Annotated in this window: 18 protein-coding genes and 1 tRNA gene; 9 read left to right on the top strand and 10 right to left on the bottom strand. The window is 62.5% G+C overall.

Going from position 1 to position 20,285, the window contains the following annotated elements; genetic code table 11:
• Positions 1-7: 7 nt before the first annotated feature.
• The 3 genes from A9995_RS13730 to pdeM all read right to left on the bottom strand — a co-directional run bounded on the left by A9995_RS13730 (position 8) and on the right by pdeM (position 2,918).
• A complete protein-coding gene (locus A9995_RS13730; RefSeq protein ID WP_067613986.1) occupies positions 8-1,318 on the bottom strand; it encodes a cystathionine gamma-synthase family protein in 1,311 nt (436 codons plus the stop codon).
• Positions 1,319-1,558: 240 nt separating this feature from the next.
• A complete protein-coding gene (infC, locus tag A9995_RS13725) occupies positions 1,559-2,077 on the bottom strand; it encodes a translation initiation factor IF-3 (protein ID WP_067613984.1) in 519 nt (172 codons plus the stop codon).
• Between the two features lie 136 nt (positions 2,078-2,213).
• Complete coding sequence (pdeM, locus tag A9995_RS13720) at positions 2,214-2,918, bottom strand: ligase-associated DNA damage response endonuclease PdeM (protein ID WP_067613982.1); 705 nt, start codon at positions 2,916-2,918, stop codon at positions 2,214-2,216.
• A 45-nt stretch (positions 2,919-2,963) separates the two neighbouring features.
• On the opposite strand from pdeM, the gene hemF reads away from it, so the two are divergent.
• The 3 genes from hemF to A9995_RS13705 all read left to right on the top strand — a co-directional run bounded on the left by hemF (position 2,964) and on the right by A9995_RS13705 (position 6,364).
• Positions 2,964-3,830, top strand: coding sequence for an oxygen-dependent coproporphyrinogen oxidase (gene hemF / locus A9995_RS13715; RefSeq protein ID WP_067613980.1), 867 nt, complete (start codon positions 2,964-2,966; stop codon positions 3,828-3,830).
• Positions 3,831-3,920: 90 nt separating this feature from the next.
• Positions 3,921-6,005 carry a bifunctional (p)ppGpp synthetase/guanosine-3',5'-bis(diphosphate) 3'-pyrophosphohydrolase gene (locus A9995_RS13710; protein WP_067613978.1) on the top strand — a complete coding sequence of 695 codons (2,085 nt, stop codon included), beginning with the start codon at positions 3,921-3,923 and terminating at the stop codon, positions 6,003-6,005.
• A complete protein-coding gene (locus tag A9995_RS13705) occupies positions 6,005-6,364 on the top strand; it encodes a VOC family protein (protein ID WP_067613976.1) in 360 nt (119 codons plus the stop codon). The genes A9995_RS13710 and A9995_RS13705 overlap by 1 nt, the downstream gene beginning before the upstream one ends.
• Positions 6,365-6,377: 13 nt before the next feature.
• Here A9995_RS13705 and A9995_RS13700 read toward each other — a convergent pair whose 3' ends face one another.
• On the bottom strand, positions 6,378-7,373 hold the full coding sequence (locus A9995_RS13700; RefSeq protein WP_067613974.1) for a peptidylprolyl isomerase: 996 nt from the start codon (positions 7,371-7,373) through the stop codon (positions 6,378-6,380).
• Positions 7,374-7,543: 170 nt separating this feature from the next.
• Between A9995_RS13700 and A9995_RS13695 the strand changes: the two genes are divergently transcribed.
• A tRNA-Ser gene (locus A9995_RS13695) sits at positions 7,544-7,634 on the top strand.
• On the opposite strand, the gene A9995_RS13690 is transcribed toward A9995_RS13695, so the two are convergent.
• The 5 genes from A9995_RS13690 to A9995_RS13670 form a co-directional block, all read right to left on the bottom strand.
• Entirely contained in the window at positions 7,602-9,236 is a 1,635-nt protein-coding gene (locus A9995_RS13690; RefSeq protein WP_082992738.1) for a recombinase family protein, read from the bottom strand. The two genes, A9995_RS13695 and A9995_RS13690, sit on opposite strands and share 33 nt — an antisense overlap.
• A gap of 18 nt (positions 9,237-9,254) precedes the next feature.
• Positions 9,255-9,377, bottom strand: a complete 123-nt coding sequence (locus A9995_RS17550) for a hypothetical protein (RefSeq protein WP_255360158.1) — start codon at positions 9,375-9,377, stop codon at positions 9,255-9,257.
• A gap of 232 nt (positions 9,378-9,609) precedes the next feature.
• Positions 9,610-9,918: a HigA family addiction module antitoxin gene (locus tag A9995_RS13680; protein ID WP_067613971.1), complete on the bottom strand. Its 309-nt coding sequence runs from the start codon at positions 9,916-9,918 to the stop codon at positions 9,610-9,612.
• A 9-nt stretch (positions 9,919-9,927) separates the two neighbouring features.
• Positions 9,928-10,224: a type II toxin-antitoxin system RelE/ParE family toxin gene (locus A9995_RS13675; RefSeq protein WP_067613969.1), complete on the bottom strand. Its 297-nt coding sequence runs from the start codon at positions 10,222-10,224 to the stop codon at positions 9,928-9,930.
• A 109-nt stretch (positions 10,225-10,333) separates the two neighbouring features.
• Positions 10,334-12,421: a DUF3363 domain-containing protein gene (locus A9995_RS13670; RefSeq protein ID WP_067613967.1), complete on the bottom strand. Its 2,088-nt coding sequence runs from the start codon at positions 12,419-12,421 to the stop codon at positions 10,334-10,336.
• Positions 12,422-12,842: 421 nt separating this feature from the next.
• Between A9995_RS13670 and A9995_RS13665 the strand changes: the two genes are divergently transcribed.
• Positions 12,843-13,088, top strand: coding sequence for a hypothetical protein (locus A9995_RS13665; RefSeq protein ID WP_067613965.1), 246 nt, complete (start codon positions 12,843-12,845; stop codon positions 13,086-13,088).
• Between the two features lie 163 nt (positions 13,089-13,251).
• Here the strand turns inward: A9995_RS13665 and A9995_RS13660 are convergent, their stop codons facing one another.
• A complete protein-coding gene (locus A9995_RS13660; RefSeq protein WP_168157402.1) occupies positions 13,252-15,363 on the bottom strand; it encodes a TonB-dependent siderophore receptor in 2,112 nt (703 codons plus the stop codon).
• Positions 15,364-15,465: 102 nt separating this feature from the next.
• On the opposite strand from A9995_RS13660, the gene A9995_RS13655 reads away from it, so the two are divergent.
• Genes A9995_RS13655 through A9995_RS13640 form a run of 4 tightly spaced genes read left to right on the top strand, consistent with a single transcriptional unit; the run spans position 15,466 to position 20,224 of the window.
• Positions 15,466-16,167, top strand: coding sequence for an ABC transporter ATP-binding protein (locus tag A9995_RS13655; protein WP_067613961.1), 702 nt, complete (start codon positions 15,466-15,468; stop codon positions 16,165-16,167).
• Positions 16,168-16,170: 3 nt separating this feature from the next.
• Positions 16,171-17,595, top strand: coding sequence for a DUF3526 domain-containing protein (locus tag A9995_RS13650; protein WP_067613959.1), 1,425 nt, complete (start codon positions 16,171-16,173; stop codon positions 17,593-17,595).
• Entirely contained in the window at positions 17,592-19,022 is a 1,431-nt protein-coding gene (locus A9995_RS13645) for a DUF3526 domain-containing protein (RefSeq protein ID WP_082992736.1), read from the top strand. The genes A9995_RS13650 and A9995_RS13645 overlap by 4 nt, the downstream gene beginning before the upstream one ends.
• On the top strand, positions 19,019-20,224 hold the full coding sequence (locus A9995_RS13640; protein WP_233998223.1) for an MFS transporter: 1,206 nt from the start codon (positions 19,019-19,021) through the stop codon (positions 20,222-20,224). The genes A9995_RS13645 and A9995_RS13640 overlap by 4 nt, the downstream gene beginning before the upstream one ends.
• Positions 20,225-20,285 lie beyond the last annotated feature (61 nt).

Below are 20,285 nucleotides of genomic sequence, written 5' to 3'. Positions count from 1 at the left end.
GGTCGGTTCAGACGTGCTCGAGCGCCTGTTCGAAATCGGCGATCAGATCGTCGGCATCCTCGATCCCGACCGAGATCCGCACCAGATTGTCGCCGATACCCAGTTCCGCGCGGCGCCCTTCGGCCACCGAGAGATGCGTCATCGAAGCCGGATGGCTGGCAAGCGTCTCGGTCCCGCCCAGGCTCACCGCCAGCTTGGCGATGGTGAGATTGTCGAGGAAGCGGAAGCACTCCGCCTCGCCGCCCTTGATGAAGACCGAGAAGGTCGAGCCAGCACCGAGGCAGTGGCGATCGTAGATGTCCTGCTGGCGGGCATCGGCGATCATGCCGAGATAGCCGAGCCGTTCGACCTTGGGATGCTGGGAAAGAAACTCGCACACCTTGGCCGCATTCTCGCCGGCGCGCTGCATCCGCAGTTCGACGGTTTCGAGCGAGCGCAGCAGCATCCAGGCGGTGTTGGGATCGCAGATCCCGCCCATCGTATTGCGCAAGGACCGGACCGGATCCATCCACTTGCGCGCGCCAGCGATCGAGCCCGCCACCAGATCGGAATGGCCGCCGACATATTTGGTCAGCGAATAGACCACGATATCCGCACCGTGATCGAGCGGGCGCTGCCACAGCGGGCCGAGGAAGGTGTTGTCGATCGCGATCGGGCACTCGGGGCCCAGGGCGGCATCGCGCGCATCGCGCACTGCCTCGACATCGACCAGCGCATTGGTCGGATTGCCCGGGCTTTCGAGATAGACCATGCAGACCTTGCCGCCGTTCTCCGCAGCCATAGCCTTGGCCTTGGCGAGCACGGCGTCGATTTCCTCGCGAGTCGCGCCGGCGGGGAAATCGACATATTTCACCCCGAACTTGGCCAGCACCTTGGCGACGAAGCCTTCGCTTGCCGCATAGAGCGGGCCCGAATGGACGATGACGTCGTTCTGGCTGGCATAGGCGAGCATCAGCACGGTGATGGCGGTCATGCCGCTGGAGAAGCTGAGCGCGTCCTCCGCGCCGTCCCAGATCCCCAGCCGATCCTCGAGGATTTCCTGATTGGGGCCGTTGAAGCGCGAATAGACCAGCCCGTCGGCGCCGCCGGGGCGCTTGCCGGTGATGCCCTCGAAATGGCGCTTGCCCGCCGCCGCGCTTTCGAACGCGAAGGTGCTGGTAAGGAAGATCGGCGGCTTGAGGCTGCCCTCGGACAGCACCGGGTCGTAGCCATGGCCCATCATCAGCGTGGAGGGCTTGAGCGGCCGCCCCTGAATCTTGGTAACTTCGGGTTTGGGCGCCTTGCGCGGGGTGGTGGGGTCGATGATGCTGTCGCTCATTGCGGCAGTCCTTCCTGTCGAGTCGCCCCCAGGGAGGCGGGGGCCAGGAGAGCGCTCGGGGCATCCGTTCCTAACCTCCGCAGGAACGCCTATCCGCCGACGCCGAATATTGCCCGGCGATTATCCCCATGGGCGCCGGAATTCAACCGCTTAAGCAACGGTCTCTGCGGTGCAAAGCGGGTACGCAGAACCGGTGGCCGGAGCCAATCGGCCGGAGTGTGTCGCATCCGGCCGGAAAGGTCAGCGCGGCGAGAGCACCATCAGCATCTGGCGGCCTTCGAGGCGCGGGAAGGCTTCGACCTTGCCGATTTCCTCGACATCGTCGCGCACGCGGTTGAGCAGGTCCATGCCCAATTGCTGATGCGCCATCTCGCGGCCACGGAAGCGCAGGGTGATCTTTACCTTGTCGCCGTTCTCGATGAACTTGGTGACGTTGCGCATCTTCACCTCGTAATCATGGGTGTCGATGTTGGGACGCATCTTCACTTCCTTGATGTCCTGGGTCTTTTGCGTCTTGCGCGCCAGATTGGCCTTTTTCTGCGCCTCGTAGCGATGCTTGCCGACATCGAGGAACTTGCACACCGGCGGGTCCGCATTGGGACTCACTTCGACGAGATTGAGGCCGATTTCGTTGGCCTGCTCCATCGCTTCGCGGGTGTACATCACGCCAAGGTTCTCGCCTTCGTGATCAATCACGCGGACCTTGGGAACTTGAATGAAAGTGTCGTATCGCGGACCGCTCTTGACCGGCGGCTGCATGGAACGACGTGGTGGACGGGCTATGGGGCTGTCTCCTTAATGGTTACAAAGTTCAAGCGGCGCAAATAAGCATTGTTCCCGCGCGAGGGAAGGGGATTCCGCGCGCGGTCGTCAGATTCGTCCCTGAATGTGGCGGTTACGCAGCCCGGCGCCACAGGGGGAAGGTCGCCAGACGGTCGCTGGCATGGACCATCGCGTCGATCCGCTCGGCGGGCTGGAGCGCTTCGAGGATGGCGGGGTCGGCGGCGTTCATCCCGCCGGTATAGGCCCCGAAGGCGGGCAGGATCATCCGCCCCGATGCGGTTCCATCGGGCGCCTCGCTGGTGCTCACCACCGCGCATGGGCGGCGGATATGGCGGCGATGGACGGTCACTTGCAGCCGTGGATGAAAGTGGCCCGACAGTTCCGGGCGGGTCTCGCCGGTTTTCGCGCGGTGGCGCAGCACCACGCCGCCGATCTCCAGCTCCTCGGCCAGCGTCCCGCCGCAGCGCGCTTCCATGTCCGGATCGTGGTTGCCGGTGATCCAGACCCAGTCGACCGCGCTGGTCAGCGCGTCGAGCATCCCGCAGGCATGCTGTTCGAGCCGGGTCGAGCCATCCGAATCGTGGAAATTGTCCCCCAGCGTGATCACCCGGCGCGCGCCGGTCTCGCGAATCGCCAGCGCCACGCGCTCCAGCGTCTCGCGGCTGTCGTAGGGCGGGACCATCTGACCGTGGCGCGCGAAGAAGCTGCCCTTTTCGAGATGCAGATCGGCGACCAGCAAGGCGCGCTCGCGCGGCCAGTAGAGCGCACGGCCCTTGGTCAGGAGCCATTCCTGGCCGGCGAACGAAAGGGGAACCATGCCAGGCTATTGCCGCAGCGCCGGGACGATGGCAAGGCTTCGCACATGACCGATGCGACCGATGCGACCGACCAGACCGAGCAGGCCCGCCAGTGGTTCGAGCAATTGCGAGATGCGATCTGCGCCGAATTCGAGGCCATCGAGCGCGAGGCGGGTTCGGACGCGGCTTTCGATTATGCGCCATGGCAGCGCGAGGAAGAGGGCAATGACGATCCCGGCGGCGGCACCCGCGGATTGATGAAGGGCAAGGTCTTCGAGAAGGTCGGGGTCAACGTCTCGACCGTGCGCGGCAATTTCGCGCCCGAATTCGCCGGGACGATCAACGGCGCCACCGCCGAGGATCCGGGCTTCTGCGCCACCGGGATCAGCCTCGTGGCGCATATGGCGAACCCGCATGTGCCCGCGGTGCATATGAACACGCGGTTCCTCGTCACCGGCAAATCCTGGTTCGGGGGCGGGGCAGATCTCAACCCGCCGATCCCCTATGCGCAGGACACCGAGGATTTCCACGCCCGCTTCCGCGCCACCTGCGCCGCGCACAACCCGACCTATTACGAGCGCTTTTCCAAATGGGCGGATGACTATTTCTACATCCCCCATCGCGGTGTCCATCGCGGGGTCGGGGGAATCTTCTACGACCATCTCGAATGCCCCGACGCCGCCGCTTTCGAGCGCAATTTCGGGTTCACCAAGGATGTCGGCGAAGCTTTTCTCGACATCTTCCCCAGGCTCGTCCGCCGCCGGATGGAGAGCGATTTTACCCAAGCCGACAAGCTCACCCAGCTCGAATGGCGCGGCCGCTATGCCGAGTTCAATCTGGTCTACGATCGCGGCACGCTGTTCGGGCTCAAGACCGGCGGCAATATCGATGCGATCCTGATGAGCCTGCCGCCCGAGGCTGTCTGGACCTGACCCGGCGCAATTGCTCGGCGCATTGGCCAAGCGTATTTGCCCGGCTTATTTGATTGCAAAACGGCCCGTTCGCCCACAGGTTGATCGGCTATGCTGCGCCAATATGAACTTGTAGAACGGGTCAAGGAATACGATCCCGACGCCGACGAGGCGATGCTCAATCGCGCCTATGTCTACACCGTGCAGAAGCACGGCACCCAGACCCGCGCCTCGGGCGACCCCTATTTCAGCCATCCGGTCGAGGTCGCCGGGCTGATGACCGATCTCAAGCTCGATCAGGAAACCATCGCCACCGCGCTGCTCCACGACACGGTCGAGGACACGCTCGCCACCATCGAGGATATCGAGGCCAATTTCGGCCCCGAAATCGCGCGGCTGGTCGACGGGGTGACCAAGCTCTCCCGGATCGAGCAGATGCCCGAGAACGAGCGCGCGGCCGAGAATTTGCGCAAGTTCCTGCTGGCGATGAGCGAGGATATTCGCGTGCTGCTGGTCAAGCTGGGCGACCGGCTGCACAATATGCGCACGCTGCATTTCATCAAGAAGCCCGAGAAACGCCAGCGCATCGCCCGCGAGACGATGGATATCTACGCCCCGCTGGCGGAGCGGGTCGGGATGTACGAATACATGCGCGAGATGCAGCTGCTCGCCTTCGAACAGCTCGAACCCGAAGCCTATGAAACCATCGCCAAGCGGCTGTCGCAACTGCGCGCGCAGGACGGCGGGCAGGTCGATGCGATCGCGCTGGCGATGAAGCAGGCGCTGGCCGAAGCCGGGTTGCAGGTCGAGGTCAGCGGGCGCGAAAAGCATCCCTATTCGATCTGGCGCAAGATGGCCGAGCGCCATGTCAGTTTCGAACAGGTGACCGATATCATGGCCTTCCGCGTCCTCACCGAGGACGAGAACGACTGCTATCGCGCGCTGGGGGTCCTGCACCGCACCTGGCAGTTCCTGCCGGGCAAGTTCAAGGACTACATCTCGACCCCCAAGACCAATGGCTACCGTTCGCTGCACACCTCGCTGATGTACGAGAATTCGATGCGGGTGGAGGTCCAGATCCGCACCCGCGAGATGCACCGGCTCAACGAATTCGGGTTTGCTGCGCACTGGGCCTACAAGCAGGGCAACCGCCCTGACGGACAGGTCGGCTGGCTGCGCGATTTGATCGAGATCGTCGATGCCAGCCACGATGCCGAGGAACTGCTCGAGCACACAAGGATGGCGATCTATCAGGACCGCATCTTCGCCTTCACCCCCAAGGGCGGGCTGTTCCAGCTTCCCAAGGGCGCAACCCCGGTCGATTTCGCGTTTGCGGTCCATACCGATCTCGGCGCGCAGACGGTGGGTGCCAAGATCAACGGGCGGCACATGCCGCTGCGCACCCCGCTGGCGAATGGCGATGTCGTCGAGATCGTCAAGGGCAACAGCGCCGAGCCGCAACTGTCCTGGCTCGGCTATGTCGTCACCGGCAAGGCGCGCGCCGCGATTCGCCGCGCGGTGCGGCTCAAGGAACGCGCCGAAGTTGCCGAGATCGGCCAGAAGCTGTTCGACGAGATCGCCAGCCGGGTTCCTGCCAGGGTCGGCAAGAAGGCGCTCAAGAAGGCGCTCGAACGGCTCGACATGGAAGAGGACGACGACCTCTATTATGCGATCGGTGCTGCCGAGATCGAGGATCGCGACGTCATGGAGGCGCTGGTCCCGGGTTGCACCGAGGCGCTCCCCGACACTCCCGAATGGGGCAAGCGGCAAATTTCGATCCGCGGGCTGACCCCCGGTGTGGCCTATACACTCGCGGAATGCTGCCACCCGATCCCGGGCGACCGGATCGTCGGCACCCGCAGGACGGGCGAGAAGGTCGAGGTCCACACCATCGAATGCCACGAACTGGCTAGCGGGATCGATTCCGACTGGCTCGACCTGTCGTGGGGCAAGCGCGCGGCGGGCGCGGTGGGGCGCCTGCGCATGACGCTTTACGACAGACCGGGCACACTGGCCGAGGCGGCGGGTATCTTCGCGCAGAACCACGCCAATGTCCGCGCGCTCGAACAGGTTCAGAACGATCCGCCCTTCGCCGGTTACGATATCGATCTCGAGGTGCAGGATCTGGGCCACCTCAACCGCATTGTCAGCGCCCTGCGCGCCAGCGATGCCATCGCGCAGGCCGAGCGGGTTTAGTGGGCGTAATCGGACTCGACCATGTCCAGCTCGCCATTCCGGCGAACGGTGAGGCAGAGGCCCGAAAATTCTACGTCGGATTGCTTGAGATGCGCGAGGTGCCGAAGCCCGCAACCCTGGCGCCCGAGGGCTGCTGGTTCGAAGGCGGGTCGCTGCGCCTCCATATCGGCATCGACCGCGAGTTTCGTCCGGCAATGAAAGCGCATCCCGCGCTGCTGGTCGATGATCTGGCGGGTCTGCGCACGAAGCTCGACGAGGCCGGCGTCACGGTCCGCGATGGCGAGGCGATCGAAGGCTACACCCGCCTGTTCATCAGCGATCCCTTCGGCAACCGGATCGAATTGATGGAGCGACTCTAGGCGAGGCTAAACGCTATTCGCCTGCTGGTATCACGCGTCGTACCGGGACAGGAATATTGCAGATATCGGCGCCGCCTGCGGGCGCTATGAAGAAGGGATCGCGGCGATTGGCGCGTGCTTCGGCATAGCGGCCGAAGGCTTCGCTCTCGGTGGAGAGATATTCGAAGCGGGGTTGTTCGCTGGCGGGCAGGTCGCTGGCGATCCGGATCGACCGGATCGGGATGCGCTTGGCCGGGTCTTCATAGAACCCGAGCGCACCCTTCCCGCGGGGCAGGCTCGAAAGATGCTCGATCCCCTCCACCACGCGCCCGACCAGTGCGATGTTGCGGTCGAGGTGCCGTGGCGCATGGCCGATCACCGTGTAGAGTTCCGCGCCCGACCCGGCATCGGGGGAGTAGCCGCGGCCGACGCCGACCATGCCGTAACAATGGACGGGCCACCGCCTGAGCACCTTCGTCCGGTCGGCGATTTCAATACCGATCGGCCAACCCTTGTCGAAAGTCGCGCTGCCGGCATAACTATCAACAAGATCGGGTTTCGGGTGCCACAGGATAATGTTGTCTTCATCCGGTCCGGCAGCGCGAATGACATGGACATAATCGCCTTCCTCCATCACCCGCAGCCCCTCGGGCAACGGCTTCGCCGGACCATCGGCCTCAGGATTGTCGTGATTCGGATCGCCCCACTGGACGACGTAATTGTCCTGCACCCGGTTGATGCTGATCCCGTCGTACCAGCCTGCGCGGGCGAGCGTGCGGATATTGTCGACCCAGCCTTGCGAGAACGGCGGTGGCATCAGCTGGATGACGACATCGCGCGCGGTGCCGTCGGCGGCGGGCGCCAGCACCATCACCAGCAGGTCGTCGGGCGCAATGCGGGTCCAGTCCTGCGGCGTGGCCGCAGCGACGATCTCGCCCGGCGATGCCGCGTTCGGTGCGGGCGCCTCCTGCGCAGCGAGCGGGAGCGTGAGCGCGAGGGCGGCGAGCGCGGATGCGGCGGTTCTGATCATGGCGCGAGGCTGGCACGGAACGCGGCGCCGCACAATCGCGAATGCCGGCCTAGCCAAGGAGCCGTGGCAGGCACGAGCTGGCCCCGCCGAGATCGCGCGGCCGACCCTCAGCGCATGCCTTGCGCAAGCCAATCAAGCGGGCTAGAGGCGCGCCTTCCCAAGCCGGGTGCGGAGCGGTGGCCGAGTGGTCGAAGGCGCACGCCTGGAAAGTGTGTATGGGTCAAAAGCTCATCGTGGGTTCGAATCCCACCCGCTCCGCCACTTCGGAACAAAGCTGGGCACTGCGCCCGGCAGCGTTCCTGCCCCGCCTGCGGCGGCGAGCGTCCGTAACAGGTCGCTTTTCGATCCCATAATGCGAACCTCGCCATCGTTGACCTCGACGCGCTGCGCGAGCGCGCGGAGATGGTCGCGTCGGTAGCCGCCGCCGGGCAGTCGCATCCGCTGGCGGGCGGTCTGTGCGAACTTGGCGAGCATTGGCGCGGTGATCGCCTTCTGGCCCGCGCTTTCCAGCATGGCCGATGCGCGGTCGGCATCGACACGGGATTGGTCGCGGATGGCCTTGAGGTTGGCGATGCGGTCCTTGAGGTCCGGGTCATCGAGGTCGGCGACGCCGCTCTCGATGGCGTCGTAAAGCCGCTTGAGGCGTAGGTCGGTCTCGGTTGCGCGCTTGTTCAATTCAGCGATGTGATCGCGGCGGCGCTCGGTGCGCTCTTGCCGCCGGTCGAGGACTGTTGCCAGCACCTCTTCGAGTCTGGCCGGGTCAAGCAGCCGATCCTCAAGATGCCCGGCGACCAGCGCGTCCAGCTTTTCCATAGGAACGGTCATGCCGGTACAGGCGGTCGGTCCCTGCCGGGCCTTGGTCGAGCAAGTGTAATAGCGATAGCGACCGCCCTTGCCGGTGCGGATGGTCATGGCTCCACCGCACTTGGCACAATGGATTAGGCCGGTAAGGAGCGTTGGACCGCCGACCACCTGCGGCGGCGTCACCTTCGGGTTCCTGGCCTTCATGCGCGCCTGCACGGCGTCGAACGTCGTCTGGTCGATGATCGGCGGCACCGCAACGGGGATGACCTCCTCGTCCGGCTTGTTCTCCCCGTTCTTCATTCGCCGGTTGAACTCGTGCCGACCGATGTAGGTTTTGCGCGTCAGCATCCGGTGGACGGTGCCGATCCCCCAACGCCCGCCGTCGCGGGTGAAGATGCGGCGTTCGTTCAGGTGCTTGGTGATCGATTTGACCCCCATCGGGCCGGATGTGCCGTCGCCCTCCAGCGCAAGCCGAAACGCCAGCCGCACGGTGTCAGCGTGCAGCGGGTCGATCTCCAGCTTCTTCTTGATCTTCGCCCCGCGCTGTTCGGCGGCGACGACACGGTAGCCGATCGGCGGGAGCGAGCCGTTCCAGAAGCCCTGCCGCGCATTTTCCTTCAAGGCGCGAAGGACGTGCTTGGCGTTCTCCTTGGATTGGTACTCGTCGAACAGCGCCATGATCTGACGCATCATCACATGCATCGGGTCGTCGCCCATCTCCTGGGTGATCGACAACAGGCGGATGCCGTTCTTCGCCAGCTTGCGGACGTAGAACTCCAGCTCGAAATGGTCGCGGAAGAAGCGGCTGAACGAATGGACCACCACGACCTCGAACGGCGCGGGTTTGGCCGTCCCGGCCTCGATCATCTGCTGGAACTCGGGGCGGCGGTCGTTGGTCGCGGATGCGCCCGCGTCCACGAATGTCTCGACAAGCTGGTAGCCGCGCGCCGTGCAATAGGCTTCGCCCTGCTTACGCTGGTCGGGGATCGACACATCATGCTCGGCCTGCCGCGCGGTCGAGACGCGCAGATAAAGGGCGGCGCGTAGCGGCACGGTCATGACGGCAAACTCCTCACATCATCGGCACGGCCCGCACATCTCGTCGAACAGGTCGCCAAACCACGCCTCGAATACCTCCACCTCGGCCTGGGTGACCGGCACGCGATCGGGCCAGTCATCGGTGACGGTCCAAGCCTCCACGTCGTGCTTCGGCGGACGGCCCGGAAACGGCCACGGCTTCCCAAGCAGCCGTTCAAGCTGCTCGGAAGCGGTGGGCGGATGCGGGCGCGAGACTCGGGGCATTGCGCCAGAATCGTCGAACCAACGCGCTGAAAGAATAGCGTTTCTCTACGCTGGACTACGCTTCGTAGTGCCGCGCGTAGATACTTGCGCTCGGCGGTTCCTGACGGGATTGGCGTAGGGCGGGCGGCGGTCATGCCGCTTTTTTAAGCGGCTTTGCACGGTCGATCCGCTGCCGCTCCTTCGGGCTGTGCATCGCATCCCAAAGGTCATTGCGTCGCTGGACGTTCAACCAGAAGTCGGGGGTGTTGCCGAACACGCGCGACAAGATCAGCGCGGTTGCGGCGGTGATGTTGCGGCGGTCGTTGCACAACTCGTTGACGTGCTTGCGCTGCACGCCCATCGCCTCGGCCAGCGCCGCCTGGGTCAAACCCATGGGTTCCATGAACTCCTCGGTGAGAATCTCGCCGACGCGCACCGGCTTGCGCTTTGTCATCAACATGGTGTCACCTCAATCATAGCTGTGGTCGTCCAGATACACGTCGCTCGCCTCGCCCTTGCCGCCATCCCATTGGAAAATCAGCCGCCACTGTTTGTTGACGCGGATCGAATGGACCGCCGCAAGATTGCCGCGCAGCTTCTCGAAGTGATTGCTCGGCGGCACACGCAAATCCTGATCAGTCGTCGCATCGTCCATCATCTGGAGCTTGCGAAAGACGCGGCTTTCGAGGTCGGGCGGGATTTTGCGGGACCGGGCATCGTCCACGAAGAAGTCCTGCAACCAGCCATCCCGAAAACTTACGATCATCCGATAACTCCAATCCTTATGTACCACTCAATGGGTCATTGCGCAAGGAGTGATTGCCCTACCTTCAAACCACTGACCGTTTGTCGGCTGCGGTCGGCTGGCTCCAGGATCACAGCCCCAGCCCTCGGCTCCTGCCAAGCGTCCAGTCAATGCCGCCGCCGGGCATGGGGATACCGTCAACCTGCTGGCCGAGACGTTTGGCGAGCGTGTCGTTCCACGGGACGAGCTGGAACCCCAAGCCGTTGTCGATCATGGCGAACCGCCCGCTGGTGAGTTGGGCCTGACCGACGAGTTTGCCCGATACATGATCGCCGCTCCCGGTGGGCTGCCAGTCGAGACCGCGTTCCGCCGCGAACTTCTTGCCCGAGCGATTGATTTCGGCGCTTTCCAGTTTTTCGATCAGGTCGGTAGGCGCGCGGAACTGGCCACCGCCAAGATCGCGGACATAGCCCATGTCGGCGAGCGTCTGCTTGCGAACGTCCCAGGCTTTGCGCACGTCGCCGCCAAAGCCGGTGTGGGGCATGGTCTCGCGTCCGCTGCCGAGCATGGCTCGATCAAGCCATGTCGCGCCTTCATGGCGCACCTGCCGGTCCAGCGGCAGGTGGGAGAGTTCGTCGATGCGCGGGCCGCTACCGAACCGCTGACGGTCATAGGCCAGCCCGCGTTGGGGCAGGTCGGCGGGGATGGTCCAGTGTTCGGCATGAACGCGCTCGACGATCCCCGCTCGCCGCAGCGCCTCCAGGCGGCGGACGTGGCTGCGGACATAGGCATCGGCGTCCTCGCCACCGAGACGCGCCCGCGCCTGCTCGCGGTGTGCTGCCGGGCTGTAAACGCCGTTGGTATCGGCCGCTGCGAGGATATTGCGGTCGGCGGTGCGCGGAACGCTCGGCGGCGGCTCGATCGCGACGATGCTGCCTCGTCCGATGGCTTCGACACTGGTCGCCGGAACCTCAAGGTGGTGGACGCGCCCGTCCACACCGTCGATGGTGATGCCCATCCGCTCGCCTAGCTCGTCACCGCCAAGTCCCTTGGCGACGACGCGACCGACGATGCGTTCGGTCGGGACAGCGCGATGCACGGTGTAACCCGCATATGCCCGCTGCTCCGCCAGCCCCTCGCGCTCCAGCGCTTGGTGCATGGTCTTGATGATGTCGCCGCGCGCGCCCAGCTCGCGGAGCATCGGCTCGGCGCGGGGCGATATCGTCCAGACGCCCGGCGTATGCTCGGTCGCCAGACCCATGCGCTCCAGCTTGCGGGCGCGGTCGATCAGCAGCGCCCGGTTCTGCCGGGCGGTTTCGAGCATATCCTTGTCGGGGCGCAGGTCTGAGAACTCGTCGCGCTCTTGGCTCCCGATCAGCATCCGGTCGAGCCGGGTGAACCGCTCGGCGTGCACCTCTCGCTCAAGCTGGCGACTAACCTCCTGCTCGGTCTGACGGCCCAGCTCCAGCGTGACGATCTCGCTCGCGCGCTCGCGCACGCCGTGGGCGATGTAATCCCCGGCGATGTTGAGCATCTTGCCGTCGTCGGTGACGCCACGCATCAGGACGTGTGTGTGCGGGTGGCCGGTGTTGTGGTGATCGACCGCGATCCATTCGAGCTTGGTGCCAAGGTCCGCCTCCATCTGGGTCATCAGGTCGCGAGTGGTCGAACGAAGGTCGGACAGTTCCACGCCTTCCTCGGCGGAGACTATGAAGCGGAACTGGTGGCGATCTCCCCGGCCCCGGTCGAGGAAGGCTGGACCATCGGCAACATCACGCTCGGCAGAATAGACCTGGCCCTTCTCGCCGTCGCGGGTCACGCCGTCGCGCTCCAGATAGCGCAGGTGCGCGTCCACCGCCTTGCCGCTGACGAACTGTCGCCCCCGTGCTGCGCCGCGCTGCGGATTGAGCTTCACGACGCGGGCCTTCACCGCCACCCGCCGCGAGCGGGTGCGGACGCCGCTCCCGTCTCGGCTCCACCCGTTCCGGCCCTTCAATCCCGCCGCAATCTGTGCGCCCCGCCCGCGCGCGTTGAACCTCCCGCTTCCTTTCCCCGTCCCGGCCAGTCGATTGGGGTTGCCGCCCGCCCGGCGGATGGCCTGATGCACCTCGCCAATGAAGGTCTTGGCGCGCTGTCGGACTACTCGCGGTGGACGCGCTGCGCCCCGATCGCGGACCTTGCCGGGGCGGATGCGGAATCGGTCATCATCGTTCGCCATGAGGTGACGATTGAAGGCTGGAATCAGCGGCGCAAGACAGTAAATCGAGGCGTAGGGGCGTAGCGTAGAAATACTTGCGAACGACGGTCAACGGCGACATCGCATTGGTCGCACATCGTCGTTGGTGCATATAGAAGCATTGATAACAAACGAGAAAATGGCACGGGTGCCACCCACTCACCTCGCGAGGACGGTCACAGATCGCCAAAAACCAATGTGCAGACAAACACTTAGGAACGAAGTTCCGGTAGCGAGGAATCTCGCTTTATCTTGCCGTCAAATCCTTCGTCCTCACTCTTCCCTAATACAAGGCTGAACTACCATTAGATACTACTACGCTAACCTACGCTATTCTGCAAACTGGCAAGTCTGATTCGCGCGATCAACTTGCGGCAACAGTAGCCGCCGTTGTGCTCGCAGTGTGCACGAACTGCGCGACAACGCCCTGCAAGTCGCCTTTGGCATCAGCCGCCGCAACACGCTGTTGATGGCCGCCGGACGACAATGGCCGCACGGCAATTCCATCCATTGCCACGCCACCAAATGCGCTGGGAAGGAGCATTACGCCCGCTCCCAAATACACCACATCGCCATCGTCACCCTGCGGAGCGCCTGCGCGACGATAACCGGTTGGACGCCCGCCACCGCGAACATGGCCCGGCGTTGAACGAGGAATCCGGGGGAGAACTCGGGGTGCCCAGTGATAAATTCTCGCCCGCCAAGTCACGTATCTTCGCTGGGTTCGGGCTTCGCTACCGTGAGGCGGGATGTGCCATCGAGTCCAATCTCAAGCCTAATTCGCCGCGCTTCGCGTGAGCATGCCCTGGCAACTAGAAAGCATACCCGATCGACGCTCGTACTGTCAGCGGCTCACCGAGTAGAACGGTTCGCGTGCCGGTCGGCGAAGCGGAATCGACGTAATCACTGTCGAGCAGATTGTAGGCGTTCACCTGGAAGCGCCAGCGGTCGAGTCGGTAAATGGCGGCAGCGTCTACGACAGCATAATCGGGAAGTTCGTAGCTGTTGGGCAGAGTGCCCTGACGCTTGCCGACGTAGCGACCTCCCCCGCCGAGGGTTAACGTGCCACGCCCGAGCGTGATGTCATAGGTGCTCCAAAGATTGAACTGCTGCTCAGGTACACTGATCGGGTTGTCACCAATCAGTAGCGGATTGGTATCTCTTCGAACTTGGGCGTCGGTGTAGGTGTACGCCGCCGTGATGTTCCAATCTTGGGTAGCCCTAAACGCGAGGTCCGCTTCGAAACCTCGGCTGCGCTGCTGGCCAGTTTGAATCTGAGTCCCCGGAAAGTCTGGGAACGGTACGAGCACGTTATCTCGCGTCAACTGGTAGACCGATGCCGTCGCGCGGATACGTCCATTGTTCAGGTCGGTCTTGATACCCGCTTCGTACTGAACAGCGGTCTCGGGGACGAATGGCTCGCCTGCTGCGGTTGCGCCAAAGTTAGGATTGAAGGCTTCCGCGTAGCTGGCAAACAGCCCCACACCGGGCATCACTTGGTAAACGGCCCCTGCCCGGAACGTGAAATCCGCGTCGCGCTGATCGCGTGAGGCGGCGTTCAACAGATTCAGGTTGTCCGTTTCTGATACGTCATAACGCCCGCCAAGCAGCACAGTCAGCTTGTCTCCGATGCTCAGCTGATTCTGGATGTAGAACCCGTAGAGCGTGTCATCACGCTCGAAATCAAGGACACCAAATAATGGACTCAGTGGGCCGCCGTACACCGGCGTATACAGATCGAGCGGCGCAGCCGACCCGAAGTTGAAGGTCTGCGCAATCTTCTGAAAGAGCACATCCGCTCCGACAATCAGGGTGCTATCGACGATGCCGCTTTGGAAGCGGCCCTGGATATGCGTATCGACCGCCGTCGACTTCTCTTGCTGATCGAACGCCGCTGTAAAGCGCTGGAGGGTGCGAAGATCAGGATCAAGGCCGGCTGAGAACGTCCCTCTCGAGTCAATCTCTGTGTCTGAATAGCGGGCGTTCTGCCGTAACAGCCAGCGGTCGCTGAACGCGTGCTCAAGCTGATAGCCGATCTGATACCGGTCGATCTCATCACCATCGAAGTCGGGCTCACCGATATATCGGCTTCGATCAACCGTCCCATTGCTATTAGGAAGGAACACGCTTTCGGGCGGTAGGCCAGCATAAGCTCCTTCGCGTCGATCGCGCGTGTAGCTCCCCAGAACAGTGACAGTAGTATTACCGCCTGACCATTTCAGAGAAGGAGCTAAAAAGGCACGCTCCTTATCAACAAAATCTATGGAATCACCAAGGTCTCGATAGAGAGCATTGACCCTTCCGCTAATCGTACCATCGGAAGTCAGCGGCCCGCCAATATCGACAGACCCTTGGTATGTACCGAAGCTGCCTCCCATGATCTCAGCAGATAGCTGAGGGGTGCTGGTTGGCCGCTTGCTGATCTGATTAACGATCCCGCCGAGCGAGCCTTGTCCAAACAGTACCGACCCGGGGCCCTTCAAGACTTCGATACGCTCCAATCCGAACGGCTCTTGTTGAACGAACGCGCTGCCGCGTTCGACTCGAAGCCCATCAAGGTAGATCGAAGCTGTCGCGTCGAAGCCGCGAATGACAATGTTGTCGAAGGCCCGCCGCGATCCCACGTCAGCCACACCGCTGGAATTGTATAGAGCCTCCATCAATGTCAGCGGACGACGCTCATTGAGCAAGGCGTTGCTGATGACCACGACCGCCTGTGGGATTTCGATGAGGGGTGTATCGCTCTTGGTGCCAGTCACGGCCGTTGCCGCGCTGTATCGCCCGGTAACTACAATGTCCTCAACCTGCGTCGTCTCTGCGTCCTGCCCGTCTGGCTGGGTTGAAGGTGTCTGTGCGGATGCGGCCTGACAGGCAAACGCTGCGGCAGAACCCAGAAACACAGAACTAAGGCTACGGATACGCATCGACGGATTCCCCCTTGGCACATCGTGCCTCTTTAGCTCGCCTTGTAATGTTATAGCGTTACCCATTACAAGACCGCTTTGCTATGGCGGGAGAGGCGAAGCGTGCTGGAAGCGAGGAATGCCACGAAATGGTTCGCGGGAACCGTGGCGGTAAACAACCTGGAGTTAACCGTCAACGCCGGTGAGATCGTCTGCCTTTTGGGGGCAAACGGGGCCGGCAAGTCCACCGCAGTGAACCTGTTCCTAGGCTTTTTGACACCGGACGAGGGCGAGGTGCTCGTGGCAGGAAGATCGGTCGGCGATGACGTAACCGCCGCTCGGAAGCGGCTTGCATATATCCCGGACCAGGTGAACCTGTTCCCGCTCCTGACAGGAGGGGAGAATCTTCGATACTTCTCCAGCCTCGCGGGGCATCGCTTGAGCAACGACGAGGCGAGCAAGCTGCTGATCGAGTCGGGGCTTGCTCCCTTAGATGTCAGCAAACGTCTCGCTGGCTATTCGAAGGGCATGCGCCAGAAAGTGGGAATTGCCATCGCAATGGCGAAGCGCGCGGATGCCCTGTTGCTCGACGAGCCCCTGAGCGGGCTGGACCCCCTCGCCGCTAACGACTTTGGCGCGCATCTCTCACAGCTTCGCGACAACGGCTCGGCGATCCTGATGGTCACGCACGACGTTTTCCGAGCGCGGGAGATAGCCGATCGTATTGGTATCATGAAGCAGGGCAGGTTGATCGAAGTTGTCGAGGCTCGCACTACAGCTCCAGATACGCTGGACAGGCTCTACGCCGATCATATGCGGGGTTGATCCATGATTGCGTCGATAATTCGCAAGGAGTTCGCAGAGTTCCATCGCGACCGCCGGCTTCGACTTGTTGGACTGGCTATGATCGTTCTCGCCCTGGCGGCTCTTGCCGTGAGTGCGTTAGCGCAAGCCCGCTACGCCGCCGAACGCGAGACCGCGATGGCGGCTGATCGAGCGATCTGGATTGGCCAAGGAGCGATCAATCCGCATCTAGCTGCGCATATGGGGCAATATGCCTTCAAACCGCGCCTTCCCCTGGCAGCATTTGACCCTGGCCTGACGCCATGGATGGGGGAAGCCGTGTGGATCGAGGCTCACTATCAGAATCCTCCTCAAGCGCGACCGGCGGAAACGAGCAGTCTGATTCAGCGATTTGGTGACCTCTCGCCGGCGTGGATCCTTCAGGCTCTGCTGCCCCTGTTGATCATCATGTCTGGATTTGCCGCCGTCGCCGGGGAACGAGACAGAGGTAGCCTCAAACTACAGCTAGTTCAGGGGGCGAGAGCGCTTCCCTTGTTAGCGGGCAAGGCTGCGAACCTGATGTTTGGGGCCGCGGTTGTGGTAACGTCCCTTGTTGTGTTGACGAGCATCGCATCGGCATCGGCATCCTCGACCGTGAGCTCGCTCGATATCGCTGTACGTTGGATGGGAGCGGTCGCGATCTACCTCTGCTACGCTGCAATTTGGGTCGGCCTGACTGTCGGCGTGTCGGCCATTGCCTCCAGCGCACGGCAGGCCCTGCTCATCCTGCTTTGCGTATGGGCTGTGTGCATTGTCTTAATTCCTCGTCTCGCCGCCGAGCATGCATCTACTGTTTATCCCGTTCCGACCGCTGGTGTCTTCTGGGAAAAGGTCCGGCTGGCTCGCGAAGGCGGCATCGACGGCCACAACCCGGGTGACGAGCGCGCTGCGACCCTTATGGAACAGGTGCTTGCGCAATACGGTGTAAGCTCCCTGGAGGAGTTGCCGGTAGACTTCGCTGGCATCTCACTTCAAGCCGGTGAGGAATACGGCAATCTGGTCTATGATCGCCTGTATGGCGAGTTGCAGGCCCAAGAGAATCGACAGGTTGCCGCCCAGCGCTGGTATGCCCCCGTTTCCCCCTTAATCAGCATCAAAACGCTTTCAATGGGACTGGCGGGGACCGATCTTGTTCACCAGCAATCCTTTACGCATGCCGCTGAGGGCCACCGACGAGATATTCAACGCCTCTTGAACGCAGAGCAGACGCGCACCGGGAAAGGGCAGAATAACCGGAACACAGCCCCCCCGGGGTTCTGGGACACGGTGCAGACTTTTTCGTACGTGCCGCCGGCAATCAAAGGCATCCTCGACCGTTATGTTATGGATATCGTTCTGCTGCTGCTTTGGGTTGCCGGGACAGGCATGTTCCTACTGTTCGCTGCCAACAGACTGGAGAAGCGGGCATGACCATGTTCGCCGGAGAATGGCGCATCACTTCGCGCGAGCCTATCTTTCGCTGGGCGTGTGTTCTGGTTCTCCTTCTTACGGTGACCTGCCTTTGGAACGGGCAGCGGTTCGAGACGCAGCGAAACACGCAGGCGCAGGCGGAGATAACGCGGTCTATCGAAAAGCGTCAGTTCGCCAAAGAGACCTTGCGGCGGGAGGCGGCTGGATTGGTCCCTGTTAACCCGTGGGGAGCCAGTGAGCCAAATGTGGCCGACTGGAACGCGGCAAGGTCGTCCGGCCCGCTTGCGGCGCTGAGCTTCGGTCGAGAGGATATCGAGCCGTTCTCGGCCAACGTCTCGCTGTTCATGGTCCGGGCCGATAATCTGTTCCGAAAACATGAGTTCGGTAGCCCACTTGCCTTGGCGGCTGGTCGTTTCGACGTGGGCTTCTTGGTTGTGCTCTTGCTCCCTCTGTTCGTTCTTGCCCTGACGTACAACGTCGTTGCGGAGGAGCGCGAGACTGGGCGGTTACGATTGGTGGCCATACAAGGGCCGAGGCTTGGAGCAAGGTTTGGCGTGAGGCTGGCGCTCCGGCTGTCGCCAGTCCTTGTATCCCTCTCCGTCATTGGCGTGACGGCAGTGTTCTGGAACGCGCCGATCGATCGATTGGCGATCTGGCTCGTCGCAGCCTTGCTTTACCTGGTGTTTTGGGGAGCCTTGGGTGCCTCGATAGCGAGCCTGCCATGGCGTCAAGAGGCGCTGGCACTCACCGCAGCAGGCGTGTGGCTCGCGGTCGTCGTGCTGCTGCCAGCATCCGCTGTGGCGTCGGCAAATGTGATCGCGCCGACTCCAGCGTCCTTCGACCTGATCAACACCGTCCGGGAAGCCTCTAACCGCGCTAACCAGCGCATCGATGAGAATCTCGACGGCTACGTATCTGAACACCCCGAACTACAGGATGCCGGCGCAAACAATGAGTACTGGCCAGCCAAACTTTATGCGTCGCAGCGCATCGTCGAGGATGAGATTGCTCCGGTCATCGCCGAGCAATTGCGTCGCCAGGAGCGCCATAACCTTTGGGTTGATCGCCTGCGCTTCATCTCCCCCGCAGCGGTACTGGATCAGGTGCTCACCGATGCCGCCGGAACCGGGCGATTGCGTCAGCAGGCTTATGTGGAACAGGCCCAACTCTTCCTCGATCGCTGGGGCAAGACGCTCTCACCCATGATTTTTCAGCGCACGCGGTTAGGCATTGACGACATTGATCGGCTTCCGCGCTTCGAATTCGTTGAGCCGGATGTGCCCACGGCTCGATTATTGTCGCCCCTGGCTTACCTCGCGCTGCTTGCTGCTGGGATGCTCGGGTTCGCCGTTGCCCGCTTGCGAGGTTTGGATCGCTCGTTCGACGGTGGCCGCGCGACGCAAGCGACGCATTCACCTTGGATGTGAACGCGCGCCGATTGAATATGAAGCCGCTTATCTTTGTCGCGGCAGCCAGCTCTATGGCGATGATGGCCTTTGTCGCTCTGATCGGTCCTATTGCTCGCTCTGTAGGTCTGGCAGCATGGCAAGCGGGTGCCACTGTGACAGTGGCCGGATTGCTCTGGATGTTGCTGGCTCGACCGTGGGGCACGGCAAGCGATAGGCACGGACGCCGGGTGGTCTTGCTCATCTGCACCAGCGGCTTCTTTATCAGCTACCTGTTGCTCTGCGCCGCCGTCTACGCTGGCCTAAGCATGCTGGCCTCGACGACGCTCACGTTCATCGCTCTGATGATCGCGCGTGGTGCCATTGGAGCCTTCTACGCAGGGGTCTCCACAACGAGCTTGGCCCTTGTTGCTGATCACTTACCTCCCGAGAAACGCGCTTCGGCAATGGCCTCTATCGGTGCTGCCAGCGCGGCTGGCTTGATTGCGGGACCGGCGTTGGCCGGGGCACTTGCGCCCGTGAACCTCAGCTTACCGCTTTACGCCGCCGCCATCTTGCCCCTGCTCGCCGTGTTGATCCTTGGGGTCTCCCTGCCGCGTGCCGAAAGCCACGCAGCTTTGGCAAGGTCGGAAATGCAATTACAAGATGCTCGGATCAGGAGGCCGATGGCAGTGGCGTTCGTTGCCATGTTCAGCGTTGCCGTCGCGCAAATCACGGTCGGCTTCTATGCACTTGATCGCCTCAAGCTCGGATCGAACGAAGCCGCATCAGCAGCGGGTTTCGCATTGACCGCAGTAGGCGTGGCAGTGCTCCTGTCGCAGCTGGCAGTGAGGAAGCTTGCGTGGTCTCCGACTAGATTGATTAGAGTTGGCTGCCTGATAGCGTCGGTCGGCTTCGCTTCGGTGATTTTAGCAACGAGTGCGCCTCTGCTATGGACGAGTTACTTCGTAGCGGCGGCGGGTATGGGCTTGGTCTTCCCCTCCTTCTCTGCACTTGCAGCTAACTCGGTAGAACCCACACAGCAGGGTGCCGCTGCAGGTTCTGTTGGCGCCGCTCAGGGTCTAGGAATGGTCATCGGCCCGCTTGCCGGCACGGTTGTCTACGGCATCGCTCCATTCGCTCCTTACATAGTCGTAGCAGTTGTTCTGCTCGCATGTGCGCTTTGGCCAGAAGAGCGTATAGCGCGTGATGTTATCTTTCGCACGGATGATCGAAGCTCATAGTGCTACAGCGTATTCGTAGTGCTCATCTTCATCGGTCGTGGCCCGCCAACTAGTCCAATAG

The organism is Erythrobacter sp. QSSC1-22B, from assembly GCF_001678665.1.
Lineage (GTDB): Bacteria > Pseudomonadota > Alphaproteobacteria > Sphingomonadales > Sphingomonadaceae > Qipengyuania.
Note: the sequence above shows the minus strand (reverse complement) of the source record. Positions and strands in the feature narration are given on the sequence as shown.

What these genes read in the sequence shown, in the direction of transcription:
- pdeM (WP_067613982.1), bottom strand. Translation starts at nt 2,918, where the DNA reads ATGGTTCCCCTTTCGTTCGCCGGCCAGGAATGGCTCCTGACCAAGGGC.
- A9995_RS13680 (WP_067613971.1), bottom strand. Translation starts at nt 9,918, where the DNA reads ATGTTGATGACAAAGCGCAAGCCGGTGCGCGTCGGCGAGATTCTCACC.
- A9995_RS13690 (WP_082992738.1), bottom strand. Translation starts at nt 9,236, where the DNA reads ATGACCGTGCCGCTACGCGCCGCCCTTTATCTGCGCGTCTCGACCGCG.
- A9995_RS13650 (WP_067613959.1), top strand. Translation starts at nt 16,171, where the DNA reads ATGATTGCGTCGATAATTCGCAAGGAGTTCGCAGAGTTCCATCGCGAC.
- A9995_RS13670 (WP_067613967.1), bottom strand. Translation starts at nt 12,421, where the DNA reads ATGGCGAACGATGATGACCGATTCCGCATCCGCCCCGGCAAGGTCCGC.
- A9995_RS13645 (WP_082992736.1), top strand. Translation starts at nt 17,592, where the DNA reads ATGACCATGTTCGCCGGAGAATGGCGCATCACTTCGCGCGAGCCTATC.
- A9995_RS13675 (WP_067613969.1), bottom strand. Translation starts at nt 10,224, where the DNA reads ATGATCGTAAGTTTTCGGGATGGCTGGTTGCAGGACTTCTTCGTGGAC.
- A9995_RS13710 (WP_067613978.1), top strand. Translation starts at nt 3,921, where the DNA reads ATGCTGCGCCAATATGAACTTGTAGAACGGGTCAAGGAATACGATCCC.
- hemF (WP_067613980.1), top strand. Translation starts at nt 2,964, where the DNA reads ATGACCGATGCGACCGATGCGACCGACCAGACCGAGCAGGCCCGCCAG.
- infC (WP_067613984.1), bottom strand. Translation starts at nt 2,077, where the DNA reads ATGCAGCCGCCGGTCAAGAGCGGTCCGCGATACGACACTTTCATTCAA.
- A9995_RS13660 (WP_168157402.1), bottom strand. Translation starts at nt 15,363, where the DNA reads ATGCGTATCCGTAGCCTTAGTTCTGTGTTTCTGGGTTCTGCCGCAGCG.
- A9995_RS13730 (WP_067613986.1), bottom strand. Translation starts at nt 1,318, where the DNA reads ATGAGCGACAGCATCATCGACCCCACCACCCCGCGCAAGGCGCCCAAA.
- A9995_RS13700 (WP_067613974.1), bottom strand. Translation starts at nt 7,373, where the DNA reads ATGATCAGAACCGCCGCATCCGCGCTCGCCGCCCTCGCGCTCACGCTC.